This window comes from Citrobacter sp. CRE-46, from assembly GCF_059615875.1.
Genome location: NZ_CM184341.1, coordinates 1041631 through 1054836 on the forward strand (window position 1 = coordinate 1041631; position 13206 = coordinate 1054836).

General features: G+C 55.3%; 14 protein-coding genes. 13 read left to right on the forward strand and 1 reads right to left on the reverse strand.

All coding sequences use genetic code 11. The features are described 5' to 3' along the window. Positions 1 to 9 precede the first annotated feature (9 nt). From cysJ to cysH, 3 genes are all read left to right on the forward strand, one after another. Positions 10 to 1809, forward strand: a complete 1800-nt coding sequence (gene cysJ / locus AC534G_RS04995) for an NADPH-dependent assimilatory sulfite reductase flavoprotein subunit (protein ID WP_110496997.1) — start codon at positions 10 to 12, stop codon at positions 1807 to 1809. Then, a complete protein-coding gene (gene cysI / locus AC534G_RS05000) occupies positions 1809 to 3521 on the forward strand; it encodes an assimilatory sulfite reductase (NADPH) hemoprotein subunit (RefSeq protein ID WP_110496999.1) in 1713 nt (570 codons plus the stop codon). The genes cysJ and cysI overlap by 1 nt, the downstream gene beginning before the upstream one ends. 76 nt (positions 3522 to 3597) lie before the next feature. Further along, positions 3598 to 4332: a phosphoadenosine phosphosulfate reductase gene (gene cysH / locus AC534G_RS05005; protein ID WP_110497001.1), complete on the forward strand. Its 735-nt coding sequence runs from the start codon at positions 3598 to 3600 to the stop codon at positions 4330 to 4332. Between the two features lie 51 nt (positions 4333 to 4383). Here cysH and AC534G_RS05010 read toward each other — a convergent pair whose 3' ends face one another. Continuing rightward, positions 4384 to 5421 (reverse strand): aminopeptidase, encoded by a 1038-nt coding sequence (locus AC534G_RS05010; protein ID WP_069324552.1) that lies wholly within the window; start codon positions 5419 to 5421, stop codon positions 4384 to 4386. Positions 5422 to 5675: 254 nt separating this feature from the next. Here AC534G_RS05010 and cysD point away from each other — a divergent pair, with 254 nt between their 5' ends. From cysD to pcm, 10 genes are all read left to right on the forward strand, one after another. Beyond that, positions 5676 to 6584 carry a sulfate adenylyltransferase subunit CysD gene (gene cysD, locus AC534G_RS05015; protein WP_003034152.1) on the forward strand — a complete coding sequence of 303 codons (909 nt, stop codon included), beginning with the start codon at positions 5676 to 5678 and terminating at the stop codon, positions 6582 to 6584. 9 nt (positions 6585 to 6593) lie between these two features. Beyond that, positions 6594 to 8021 carry a sulfate adenylyltransferase subunit CysN gene (gene cysN, locus AC534G_RS05020; protein ID WP_069324553.1) on the forward strand — a complete coding sequence of 476 codons (1428 nt, stop codon included), beginning with the start codon at positions 6594 to 6596 and terminating at the stop codon, positions 8019 to 8021. After that, positions 8021 to 8626 carry an adenylyl-sulfate kinase gene (gene cysC, locus AC534G_RS05025; RefSeq protein WP_069324554.1) on the forward strand — a complete coding sequence of 202 codons (606 nt, stop codon included), beginning with the start codon at positions 8021 to 8023 and terminating at the stop codon, positions 8624 to 8626. The genes cysN and cysC overlap by 1 nt, the downstream gene beginning before the upstream one ends. A 47-nt stretch (positions 8627 to 8673) precedes the next feature. Then, positions 8674 to 8997: a DUF3561 family protein gene (locus tag AC534G_RS05030; RefSeq protein ID WP_038633162.1), complete on the forward strand. Its 324-nt coding sequence runs from the start codon at positions 8674 to 8676 to the stop codon at positions 8995 to 8997. A 214-nt stretch (positions 8998 to 9211) separates the two neighbouring features. Next, positions 9212 to 9523 carry a cell division protein FtsB gene (gene ftsB / locus AC534G_RS05035; RefSeq protein WP_003034163.1) on the forward strand — a complete coding sequence of 104 codons (312 nt, stop codon included), beginning with the start codon at positions 9212 to 9214 and terminating at the stop codon, positions 9521 to 9523. A gap of 18 nt (positions 9524 to 9541) precedes the next feature. Then, entirely contained in the window at positions 9542 to 10252 is a 711-nt protein-coding gene (gene ispD / locus AC534G_RS05040) for a 2-C-methyl-D-erythritol 4-phosphate cytidylyltransferase (RefSeq protein WP_038633159.1), read from the forward strand. Beyond that, positions 10252 to 10731 (forward strand): 2-C-methyl-D-erythritol 2,4-cyclodiphosphate synthase, encoded by a 480-nt coding sequence (ispF, locus tag AC534G_RS05045; protein WP_003034167.1) that lies wholly within the window; start codon positions 10252 to 10254, stop codon positions 10729 to 10731. Before ispD ends, ispF begins: the two co-directional genes overlap by 1 nt. After that, on the forward strand, positions 10728 to 11777 hold the full coding sequence (gene truD / locus AC534G_RS05050) for a tRNA pseudouridine(13) synthase TruD (protein ID WP_199981026.1): 1050 nt from the start codon (positions 10728 to 10730) through the stop codon (positions 11775 to 11777). The genes ispF and truD overlap by 4 nt, the downstream gene beginning before the upstream one ends. Next, the gene (gene surE / locus AC534G_RS05055) at positions 11758 to 12519 is read left to right on the forward strand and encodes a 5'/3'-nucleotidase SurE (protein WP_038633152.1); all 762 of its coding nucleotides are present in this window, start codon (positions 11758 to 11760) and stop codon (positions 12517 to 12519) included. The genes truD and surE overlap by 20 nt, the downstream gene beginning before the upstream one ends. Next, a complete protein-coding gene (gene pcm, locus AC534G_RS05060; RefSeq protein ID WP_038633150.1) occupies positions 12513 to 13139 on the forward strand; it encodes a protein-L-isoaspartate O-methyltransferase in 627 nt (208 codons plus the stop codon). The genes surE and pcm overlap by 7 nt, the downstream gene beginning before the upstream one ends. Positions 13140 to 13206: the final 67 nt, after the last annotated feature.

Sequence of the window (13206 nt, forward strand, 5' to 3'; positions counted from 1 at the left end):
TGACAACGCATGACGACACAGGCCCCACCTTCCGCTCTGCTACCGCTAAACCCGGAGCAACTGGCTCGCCTTCAGGCGGCCACGACCGATTTCACTCCCGCGCAGCTTGCGTGGGTTTCTGGTTATTTTTGGGGCGTGCTGAATCAGCAGCCGGGGGCGAATGCAGCGGCTCCTGCGCCTGTTGCCGAAATGCCGGGGATTACGCTTATCTCCGCCTCGCAAACCGGCAATGCGCGTCGTGTGGCGGAAGCCCTGCGCGATGATCTGATTGCCGCGAAGCTCAATGTCGCTCTGATCAATGCCGGCGACTACAAATTCAAACAAATCGCCAATGAAAAGTTGCTGGTTGTGGTGGCATCGACTCAGGGAGAAGGAGAACCAGCGGAAGAAGCTGTGGCGTTACATAAATTCCTGTTCTCGAAAAAAGCGCCGAAACTCGATAACACCGCTTTCGCCGTGTTTGCTCTCGGCGATACCTCTTACGAATTTTTCTGTCAGGCCGGTAAAGATTTCGACAGCAAGCTGGCTGAGCTGGGCGGTGAACGTCTGCTCGATCGCGTAGATGCCGACGTCGAATATCAGGCCGCTGCCGCGCAGTGGCGCGCCCGGTTGGTTGATGTACTGAAAGCGCGTGCGCCTGCAGCACCGTCTGTACAAGTTGCAGCGAGCGGTGCGGTAAATGAAGTACATACCAGCCCATACACCAAAGAAGCGCCGCTGACGGCATCCTTGTCGGTGAACCAGAAAATTACCGGTCGTAACTCGGAAAAAGATGTCCGCCATATCGAAATCGATCTCGGTGATTCCGGTCTGCGTTATCAGCCGGGCGACGCGCTGGGCGTGTGGTATCAGAACGATCCGGCTCTGGTGAAAGAGCTGGTTGAACTGCTGTGGCTGAAAGGGGATGAACCGGTCACGGTCGAAGGAAAAATCCTGCCGCTGGCCGAAGCGCTGGAGTGGCATTTTGAGCTGACGGTCAACACCGCGAATATCGTGGAAAACTACGCCACGCTGACGCGCAGTGAATCGCTACTGCCGCTGGTGGGCGATAAAGCCCAGCTTCAGCAGTATGCGGCTACCACGCCAATCGTCGATATGGTGCGTTTCTCCCCGGCACAGCTTGATGCCGAAGCATTAATCGGCCTGCTGCGTCCACTGACGCCGCGCCTGTACTCTATCGCCTCTTCACAGGCGGAAGTTGAAAGCGAAGTGCACGTGACCGTCGGCGTCGTGCGCTACGACATCGAAGGCCGTGCTCGCGCCGGTGGTGCTTCCAGCTTCCTCGCCGACCGCGTGGAAGAAGAGGGCGAAGTGCGCGTGTTCATTGAGCACAACGACAACTTCCGCCTGCCGGCTAACCCGCAGACCCCGGTGATTATGATTGGTCCGGGCACCGGTATCGCGCCGTTCCGCGCCTTTATGCAGCAGCGCGCCGCCGACGGTGCGGAAGGCAAGAACTGGCTGTTCTTCGGTAACCCGCATTTCACCGAAGACTTCCTCTACCAGGTCGAGTGGCAGCGCTACGTAAAAGAAGGCGTGCTGAACCGTATCGATCTGGCCTGGTCACGCGATCAAAAAGAAAAAATCTACGTACAAGACAAACTGCGCGAACAGGGCGCAGAGCTGTGGCGCTGGATTAATGACGGTGCCCACATTTATGTCTGCGGCGACGCTAATCGCATGGCGAAAGACGTTGAGCAGGCGTTGCTGGAAGTGATTGCTGAGTTCGGTGCAATGGACATCGAAGCGGCGGATGAATTTTTAAGTGAGCTGCGCGTTGAGCGCCGTTATCAGCGAGATGTCTACTAATGAGCGAAAAACACCCAGGGCCTTTAGTGGTCGAAGGCAAACTGACTGACGCCGAGCGCATGAAGCGTGAAAGTAATTTCCTGCGCGGCACCATCGCGGAAGACCTGAATGACGGTCTGACCGGCGGTTTTCACGGCGATAATTTCCTGCTGATTCGTTTCCACGGCATGTACCAGCAGGATGATCGCGACATTCGCGCCGAGCGCGCCGAGCAGAAGCTGGAGCCGCGCCATGCGATGTTGCTGCGCTGTCGTCTGCCGGGCGGGGTGATCACCACCACCCAGTGGAAGGCCATCGATAAATTCGCCGCTGACAACACGATTTACGGCAGCATCCGTCTGACCAACCGTCAGACCTTCCAGTTCCACGGCATTCTGAAGAAGAACGTCAAGCCGGTGCATCAGATGTTGCACTCCGTCGGGCTGGACGCGCTGGCGACCGCCAACGACATGAACCGTAACGTGCTGTGCACCTCCAACCCGTATGAGTCCGAGCTGCACGCCGAGGCCTACGAGTGGGCGAAAAAGATCTCTGAACATCTGCTGCCGCGCACCCGCGCCTATGCGGAGATCTGGCTCGATCAGGAGAAGGTCGCCACCACCGACGAAGAACCGATCCTCGGCGCAACCTATCTGCCGCGTAAATTTAAAACCACGGTGGTGATCCCGCCGCAGAACGATATCGATCTGCACGCCAACGACATGAACTTCGTGGCGATTGCCGAAAACGGCAAGCTGGTGGGCTTTAACCTGCTGGTTGGCGGCGGTCTGTCTATTGAGCACGGTAATAAGAAAACCTACGCGCGTACGGCAAGCGAGTTCGGCTTCCTGCCGCTGGAGCATACCCTGGCCGTGGCCGAAGCGGTGGTGACGACTCAGCGTGACTGGGGTAACCGTACCGACCGTAAAAACGCGAAAACCAAATATACCCTGGAGCGCGTCGGTATCGACACCTTCAAGGAAGAGGTTGAGCGCCGCGCGGGGATCAAGTTTGAGCCGATCCGCCCGTATGAATTTACCGGTCGTGGCGATCGCATCGGTTGGGTGAAAGGGATCGACAACAACTGGCACCTGACGCTGTTTATCGAAAACGGTCGTATCCTGGATTATCCTGGACGTCCGCTGAAAACCGGTTTACTGGAGATCGCGAAGATCCACAAAGGCGATTTCCGCATCACCGCTAACCAGAACCTGATTATTGCCAGCGTGCCGGAAAGCCAGAAAGCGAAGATCGAGAAACTGGCGCGCGACCACGGGTTGATGAATGCGGTGAAACCGCAGCGTGAAAACTCGATGGCCTGCGTGTCGTTCCCGACCTGTCCGCTGGCGATGGCGGAAGCTGAGCGTTTCCTGCCGTCGTTTACGGACAAAGTGGAAGCGATTCTGGAAAAACACGGCATTCCTGACGAGCATATCGTGATGCGCGTGACCGGCTGCCCGAACGGCTGTGGCCGCGCGATGCTGGCGGAGCTGGGTCTGGTGGGCAAAGCCCCGGGGCGTTACAACGTGCATCTGGGCGGCAACCGCATGGGAACACGTATTCCACGCATGTATCGCGAAAACATTACGGAACCGGAAATTCTCGATTCCATTGACGAGCTGGTTGGGCGCTGGGCGAAAGAGCGTGAAGCGGGTGAAGGCTTCGGCGATTTTACGGTGCGTGCGGGCATCATTCGCCCGGTGCTCGATCCAGCGCGTGATTTCTGGGAATAAGTTCCCTTTGCCTGGTGACGCGACGGTTTTGTAGGCCTGATAAGCGTAGCGCCATCAGGCATAAGATGAGGTAATCATGTCAGTACTCGATCTAAATGCTCTGAACGACCTGTCAAAAGTTGAACGCGTTATGGCGCTGGCGGAAACTAACAGCCAACTGGAAAAGCTGGACGCCGAAGGCCGCGTGGCGTGGGCACTGGAGAATTTGCCGGGAGAATATGTGCTTTCTTCCAGCTTTGGTATTCAGGCCGCAGTAAGTCTGCATCTGGTGAATCAGATCCGCCCGGATATCCCGGTAATTCTGACCGATACCGGCTATCTGTTCCCGGAAACCTACCAGTTTATTGACGAGTTAACGGACAAACTCAAGCTGAATCTGCAAGTCTATCGGGCGAAGGAGAGTGCTGCCTGGCAGGAAGCACGCTATGGCAAACTGTGGGAGCAGGGCGTTGAGGGCATTGAGAAATACAATGACATCAACAAAGTCGAGCCGATGAACCGGGCGCTAAAAGAGCTGAAAGCACAGACCTGGTTTGCGGGCCTGCGCCGCGAGCAGTCAGGCAGCCGGGCGCATTTGCCGGTACTGGCAATTCAGCGCGGCGTGTTTAAAGTGCTGCCGATCATCGACTGGGATAACCGTACCGTTTACCAGTATCTGCAAAAGCACGGGCTGAAATATCACCCGCTGTGGGACCAGGGCTATCTGTCGGTGGGGGATACGCATACTACCCGCAAATGGGAGCCGGGCATGGCGGAAGAAGAGACGCGCTTCTTCGGGCTGAAGCGCGAATGCGGGCTGCACGAAGGGTAATATGAGCCTCGGTAAGCGTTATGCATTACCGGGGCTCTTTTTTTTTCAGGATTACCCTGCCTTCGCCAGCTCTTTTACCAGCGGCAGCATGATGCGTACCACGTCGCGGCTGCGGTGCTCTATCCGGCCCGGTAACGCTTTATCGATATGCTGTTGGTTATCCAGACGCACATCGTGCCAGCTGTTGCCATCCGGGAATGAAGGGCTTTTGGCGCGTTGTTGATAGCCATCTTTCTTGCCCAGGCTCCAGTTGGTCGCTTCAACGGAAAGGACGGCAATTCCCGCGTTATCGAACACCTCTGCGTCGTTACAGCAGCCGGTACCTTTCGGATAGTCTTTGTTCAGTCCGGGGTTGGTGCTGGCGACAATACCGCGTCTGCGTGCGATGACCAGCGCCCGGTCGCGCGTCAGTTTTCGTACGGCTTCCGGGGTTCTTTTCCCGCTGTTGAAATAGAGCTTATCGCCAACGATCAGGTTATCGAGGTTGATAACCAGCAGCGTATTTTTCTTCTCGGCGGCGCTCATTCGCTTAAGGATGTTCTCTGCGCCGAGTTTGCCTTCCTCTTCACCGCTGGTGGCGATAAAGCGAATACCGTACTGCGTCGGCACATTTTTGAGTCGTTCAGCCAGCTCCAGCATCACGCCCACCCCTGCGGCGTTGTCGTCGATACCCTGTAGGGTTAATCCACCCAGATTGGCATCGGAATCGGCGTCGCTTTGCGCAGCGTAGGTGTCGAGGTGCGCCATGATAATAATCTGCTGTGGCGCTTTGCCTTCATGGGCTGCAATGACGGTACTGCCCGTTACGTTATGCCAGTTTTTACGATTATCTTTGGCGGTATAAATATAGCGGCTGTTAAACGTCCGAATATCACTGCTATAGCCCATCTGCTGAAATTGCTGACGTATATAATCAGCAGATAACATTTCTGCCGGAGAACCCGTCACACGGCCTGGGAAGAATGTGGCGATGTAGCGTGCCTGGGTATTTGCGATATCTCCGGGCTTCGAAGATGTTGCCTGTGCGGGAAGGATAAAGCACGCGCCGAGCGCCAGGGCGGTAGTCAGGTGGCGCAATGCGGAAAACATAGTGAGTCCTTAAATACCAAGCAGAAATTTTTAGCCGCTAGTATGAAACCGTGATCGCGGTAAAACAATTTCATTTGCTCCTAAATGCCCGAAATCCGGTGGCTTAAGCACTTTTTGATATTTGCTTTTCCAGATCGTTATTCCTTTGAGGAACTACTCATTCCAATTCGTAATTTCATTCGCCTCCTTGCCCTCCCTATAGTCAGGTTATCTGAGCATCGTTAGCAAAATAACGGCATTACATAGGAACGGTTATGGATCAAAAACGACTTACCCACCTGCGGCAACTGGAAGCGGAAAGCATCCATATCATTCGTGAGGTGGCCGCCGAGTTTTCTAATCCGGTGATGATGTATTCCATCGGCAAAGATTCCAGCGTAATGCTGCATCTGGCGCGCAAAGCGTTTTATCCTGGCACGCTGCCGTTCCCCTTGCTGCACGTTGATACCGGTTGGAAATTTAGCGAGATGTATGAATTTCGTGACCGTACGGCGAAAGCCTACGGCTGCGAACTGCTGGTGCATAAAAACCCGGAAGGGGTGGCGATGGGCATCAACCCCTTTGTCCACGGCAGCGCCAAGCATACCGATATTATGAAAACCGAAGGGCTTAAGCAGGCGCTGAACAAATACGGTTTTGACGCCGCGTTCGGCGGCGCACGCCGTGATGAGGAGAAATCGCGCGCCAAAGAGCGCATTTACTCCTTCCGCGATCGCTTCCATCGCTGGGACCCGAAAAATCAGCGTCCGGAACTGTGGCACAACTACAACGGACAAATTAACAAAGGCGAAAGCATTCGCGTATTCCCGCTCTCTAACTGGACCGAACAGGATATCTGGCAGTACATCTGGTTGGAAAATATCGACATCGTACCGCTGTACCTGGCGGCTGAGCGTCCGGTACTGGAGCGCGATGGTATGTTGATGATGATTGATGACGACAGAATCGATCTGCAACCCGGCGAAGTGATTAAAAAGCGCATGGTGCGTTTCCGCACGCTTGGCTGCTGGCCGCTGACCGGCGCGGTGGAGTCTAACGCGCAGACGCTGCCGGAAATTATTGAAGAGATGCTGGTCTCAACCACCAGTGAACGTCAGGGCCGCGTGATTGACCGCGACCAGGCGGGCTCCATGGAGCTGAAGAAACGTCAGGGGTATTTCTAAGGAGCCGCCATGAATACGACACTTGCACAACAAATTGCTAATGAAGGCGGCGTTGAAGCCTGGATGGTTGCTCAGCAACACAAAAGCCTGCTGCGTTTTTTAACCTGCGGTAGCGTGGATGACGGGAAAAGTACCCTGATTGGTCGCTTGCTGCATGATACCCGGCAGATCTATGAAGATCAGCTCTCATCGCTGCATAACGACAGTAAACGCCACGGCACCCAGGGCGAAAAACTCGATCTGGCGCTATTGGTTGACGGCTTGCAGGCCGAGCGCGAGCAGGGCATCACCATCGACGTGGCTTATCGTTATTTCTCCACCGAGAAGCGCAAATTTATTATTGCGGATACCCCCGGTCACGAACAGTACACCCGCAACATGGCGACCGGTGCGTCGACCTGCGACCTGGCGATCCTGTTGATCGATGCGCGTAAAGGCGTGCTTGATCAGACCCGTCGTCACAGCTTTATCTCCACGCTGCTTGGGATCAAGCACCTGGTGGTAGCGATCAACAAAATGGATCTGGTGAGCTTTAGCGAAGAGACATTTAACCGCATCCGCGAAGACTATCTCACGTTTGCTGAACAACTGCCGGGCAACCTGGATATCCGCTTTGTGCCGCTCTCCGCGCTGGAAGGCGATAACGTGGCTTCGCCAAGCGTCAGCATGCCATGGTACAGCGGCCCGACGCTGCTCGAAGTGCTGGAAACCGTTGAGATCCAGCGCATTGTCGATACCCAGCCGATGCGTTTCCCGGTGCAGTATGTGAACCGACCAAATCTGGATTTTCGTGGTTATGCCGGAACGCTGGCCTCCGGTCGCGTGCAGGTAGGGCAACGCGTCAAGGTGTTACCGTCCGGCGTTGAGTCGAGCGTGGCGCGGATCGTTACCTTTGATGGTGATTTACAGCAAGCGCATGCCGGTGAAGCGATCACCCTGGTGCTGAAAGATGAGATTGATATCAGCCGGGGCGACCTGCTGCTGGATGCAGGTGAAGCGTTGCCAGCGGTACAAAGTGCTGCCGTTGATGTGGTGTGGATGGCGGAACAGCCGCTGTCGCCGGGGCAGAGCTACGACATCAAAGTTGCCGGCAAGAAGACCCGCGCGCGCGTGGATACCGTGCAGTACCAGGTCGATATTAACAACCTGACCCAGCGTGAGGTCGACGCGTTACCGCTGAACGGCATTGGTCTGGTTAATCTGACGTTTGATGAACCGCTGGTGTTGGATACCTATCAGCAGAACCCGGTTACGGGTGGGTTGATTATTATTGACCGCCTGACTAATGTCACCGTCGGCGCGGGGTTGGTGCGTGAGCCTATCATCCAGGAGCAGGCCGCCGCTTCTCAGTTCAGCGCGTTTGAACTGGAGCTGAATGCGCTGGTGCGTCGCCACTTCCCACACTGGGGTGCGCGCGATCTGCTGGGAGGCAAATAATGGCGTTGCATGACGAAAACGTCGTCTGGCATGCCCATCCTGTTACACCGCAACAGCGGGAGCAACGCCACGGTCACCGTGGTGTTGTGCTGTGGTTTACCGGACTGTCTGGCTCCGGTAAATCTACGGTAGCGGGAGCGCTGGAAGAAGCGTTGCACAAGCTGGGCGTCAGCACTTATCTGCTGGATGGCGATAACGTGCGTCACGGCCTGTGCAGCGATCTGGGGTTTAGCGATGCCGATCGTAAGGAGAATATCCGTCGGGTTGGCGAGGTGGCTAACCTGATGGTGGATGCCGGTCTGGTAGTTCTGACCGCCTTTATCTCTCCGCATCGCGCCGAGCGAAAAATGGTCCGCGAGCGCGTTGGCGCAGGGCGTTTTATTGAGGTTTTTGTCGATACGCCATTAGCAACGTGCGAAGCGCGCGACCCAAAAGGGCTGTATAAAAAAGCCAGGTCGGGGGAGTTGCGCAATTTCACCGGAATTGATTCGGTATACGAAGCGCCTGAATCGCCAGAGATTCATCTGGATGGTGAACAATTGGTAACAAATTTGGTTCCCCAATTATTAGACCTGCTGAGGCAGGGAGATATTATCAGATCCTGAGACACCCGAGCTTACATGCCCGGTCAGTCACGGTCACAGGATTAGATATGCGTAACAGCCATAACATTACTATTACAGAGTCAGAGACCTTCGCTACCGACGACGAAACCACCTGGTCCCTACCAGGGGCCGTGGTCGGTTTTGTAGCGTGGCTGCTGGCGCTGGGGTTCCCATGCCTGATGTATGGCCCTAACACACTGTTTTTCTTCCTTTATACCTGGCCTTTCTTCCTCGCGTTGCTGCCCGTGGCGATTGTGGCGGGTATTGCCCTGCACTCGCTATTAAAAGGAAAGCTGCTGCTGAGCATTACCAGCACCCTACTGGTGGTGGGTGGAATGTTTAGCGCGCTATTCTTTTGGCTTTTGGGCTAGGCTAAGTGCGTTTTAAACGATCGCCGATGTCGTTCACTGTCTGGTCATAATTCAAACCGTAACCAACAATGAGATTATGTTCTCCTTACACGGGGTATACGTAACAACGGGCAAATGTGGTACATTTGCCCGCGTTGTCGCGGCATTCCCGTCCGTTGATGTAAAGTCGTCTACGGAAGTTATGGGATGTTAATGCCGTTTTTCAGGGGGCAGGATGGGTAAACTTACGCTGCTGTTGCTGGCTTTATTAGTCTGGCTACAGTATTCGCTGTGGTTCGGTAAGAACGGCATACATGACTATAGTCGCGTCAACGATGATGTTGCTGCGCAGCAGGCTACAAACGCGAAACTTAAAGCGCGTAACGATCAGCTCTTTGCCGAAATTGACGATCTCAATGGCGGACAAGAGGCTATTGAGGAGCGCGCGCGCAACGAACTCAGCATGACTAAGCCGGGCGAAACTTTTTATCGTCTGGTGCCTGACGCGTCTAAACGCGCCCAGACTGCAGGGCAAAACAATCGATAAATCGTCCAGGGATCTAACATGGCAGCCACTTTATTGGACGTTTGCGCCGTGGTGCCGGCTGCCGGATTTGGCCGCCGAATGCAAACAGAGTGTCCTAAGCAGTACCTCTCAATTGGCAATAAAACCATTCTTGAACACTCGGTTGATGCGCTACTGGCCCATCCCCGGGTGACGCGAGTCGTCATCGCTATCAGCCCAGGCGACAGCCGCTTTGCCCAACTTCCACTTGCCGCGCATCCGCAAATTACCGTAGTGGATGGCGGCAACGAACGTGCCGATTCTGTCCTTGCCGGTTTGCAAGCCGCAGGAGATGCGCGTTGGGTGCTGGTGCATGACGCCGCGCGTCCGTGTCTGCATCAGGATGACTTAGCACGTTTGCTGGCAATCAGTGAAACCAGCCGCACTGGCGGGATCCTGGCGGCACCCGTACGCGATACGATGAAACGCGCTGAACCGGGCCGTACAGACATTGCCCATACGGTCGATCGTACCGATTTATGGCATGCGTTAACGCCGCAGTTTTTCCCTCGCGAGCTGTTGCACGACTGCCTGACCCGTGCGCTCAACGAAGGCGCAACCATTACGGACGAAGCTTCGGCGCTGGAATATTGCGGCTTTCATCCGCAACTGGTCGAAGGACGCGCTGACAACATCAAAGTCACCCGCCCGGAAGACCTGGCGCTGGCGGAGTTTTATCTCTCCCGAACAATCCATTTGGAGAATGCATAATGCGAATCGGACACGGTTTTGACGTACACGCTTTTGGCGGCGTTGGCCCAATTATCATTGGCGGCGTGCGCATCCCGTATGAAAAAGGACTGCTGGCGCATTCTGATGGTGATGTGGCGTTACATGCGCTAACCGATGCCTTGCTGGGCGCGGCGGCGCTGGGTGACATCGGTAAACTCTTCCCGGATACCGACCCGGCCTTTAAAGGTGCAGATAGCCGCGAATTATTGCGTGAAGCCTGGCGGCGTATTCAGGCGAAAGGCTATACGCTTGGTAATGTGGATGTGACGATTATTGCTCAGGCGCCGAAGATGCTGCCGCACATTCCGCAAATGCGCGTATTTATTGCCGAAGATCTTGGCTGCCATATGGATGATGTTAACGTGAAAGCGACCACCACGGAAAAACTCGGTTTCACCGGGCGTGGGGAAGGGATTGCCTGTGAAGCGGTGGCGTTACTCATTAAGGCAACGAAATGACTGCGTTTGAAAATCTGACATATCTTCATGGTAAACCACTGGGCCATGGCGTCCTGAAAGCCAATCCGGAAGACTTTGTCGTCGTCGAAGATCTAGGCTTCGAACCGGATGGCGAAGGCGAGCACATTTTGGTGCGCATCCTGAAAAACGGCTGCAATACCCGTTTTGTCGCTGACGCGCTGGCGAAGTTCCTGAAAATTCACGCCCGTGAAGTGAGCTTTGCCGGGCAAAAAGATAAGCATGCGGTCACGGAACAGTGGCTGTGCGCGCGCGTGCCGGGCAATGTAATGCCTGATTTAAGCAAATTTGAGCTCGAAGGCTGTAAAGTGCTGGAGTACGCGCGCCACAAGCGTAAGCTGCGTTTAGGGGCGCTGAAAGGCAACGAATTTACGCTGGTGCTGCGTGAAGTGAGCGAGCGAAATGATGTTGAAGCGCGATTACAGGCGATTAGCGCGCGCGGCGTACCGAACTATTTTGGCGCTCAGCGTTTTGGGATCGGCGGCAGCAACCTGCAAGGGGCGCTGCGCTGGGCGCAAAGCGATGCGCCGGTGCGCGATCGCAATAAACGCAGTTTTTGGTTGTCGGCGGCCCGTAGCGCGTTGTTTAATCAGATCGTCAGTGAACGCTTGAAAAAAACAGACTTTAATCAAGTTGTTGACGGCGATGCGCTACAATTGTCGGGACGCGGAAGCTGGTTTGTCGCCACGCAGGAAGAACAGACTGAATTACAGCGTCGCGTCGATGACAAAGAATTGATGATTACAGCGGCATTACCGGGTAGCGGTGAGTGGGGAACTCAGCGCGACGCGCTGGTGTTTGAAGAAAGCGCTGTTGCGGATGAAACCGTGCTGCAGTCTCTGCTATTGCGCGAGAAAGTCGAGGCATCGCGACGCGCTATGTTGCTGTATCCACAACAATTAAGCTGGAACTGGTGGGATGACGTAACCGTTGAGTTACGCTTCTGGCTACCGGCAGGTAGCTTCGCCACCAGTGTAGTAAGGGAACTTATTAACACAATGGGTGATTATGCGTATATTGCTGAGTAACGATGATGGGGTCCATGCACCCGGTATACAAACGCTGGCGAAAGCCCTGCGTGAGTTTGCTGACGTACAGGTGGTTGCCCCGGATCGTAACCGCAGTGGCGCGTCTAACTCGCTGACGCTGGAATCTTCACTTCGCACGTTTACCTATGATAACGGCGATATCGCCGTACAAATGGGTACGCCCACCGACTGCGTCTATCTGGGCGTGAACGCGTTAATGCGTCCGCGTCCGGACATTGTCGTTTCTGGTATTAACGCAGGTCCTAATCTCGGGGATGATGTCATCTATTCCGGTACCGTTGCGGCGGCAATGGAAGGTCGTCACCTTGGGTTCCCTGCGCTGGCTGTCTCGCTTGATGGCCATAAGCACTACGATACTGCTGCGGCAGTAACCTGTCGTATCTTACGGGCGCTGAGTCGTGAACCGCTGCGCACCGGGCGTATTTTAAATATCAACGTTCCGGATCTACCGCTGGATCAGATTAAAGGCATCCGCGTCACCCGCTGCGGCAGCCGCCATCCGGCGGATCAGGTTATTCCACAGCAGGATCCGCGCGGAAATACGTTGTACTGGATTGGGCCGCCGGGGGAAAAATGCGACGCCGGGCCGGATACCGATTTTGCCGCCGTCGATGAAGGCTATGTTTCCATCACGCCGCTGCATGTCGATTTAACCGCCTACGGCGCGCATGAGGTGGTTTCGAGCTGGTTGGACAGCGTGGGAGTCGACACGCAATGGTAAGCAGACGCGTACATACTCTTCTTGAACAATTACGTGCGCAGGGCATCCGAGATGAGCATGTCCTGGATGCACTCGCCGCCGTGCCGCGTGAGAAATTCATTGATGAGGCGTTTGAACATAAGGCCTGGGACAATATTGCCTTGCCGATTGGTCAGGGGCAGACGATTTCGCAGCCTTATATGGTTGCACGCATGACTGAGCTGCTTGAGCTAACACCGCAATCGCGGGTGCTGGAAATTGGCACTGGCTCCGGCTACCAGACGGCGATTCTGGCGCATCTGGTGCAGCATGTATGCTCCGTTGAGCGTATTAAAGGCCTGCAATGGCAGGCGCGTCGTCGCCTGAAACAGCTGGATTTACACAATGTTTCTACCCGTCACGGTGATGGATGGCAGGGCTGGCAAGCGCGAGCCCCGTTTGACGCTATCATTGTAACGGCAGCTCCGCCGGAGATCCCAACTGCGCTGATGATGCAGCTGGATGAAGGCGGTATTCTCGTCTTACCCGTGGGCGATGAGCACCAGTTCCTGAAGCGGGTGCGTCGTCGGGGAGGCGAATTTATTATTGATACCGTGGAGGCCGTACGTTTTGTTCCCTTAGTAAAAGGGGAGCTTGCGTAGACACTGGCTCTGAATACCTGGAGTTTTCCTGGATATTCTGGAATTAGTCAGCGTATCGTGTCGATGC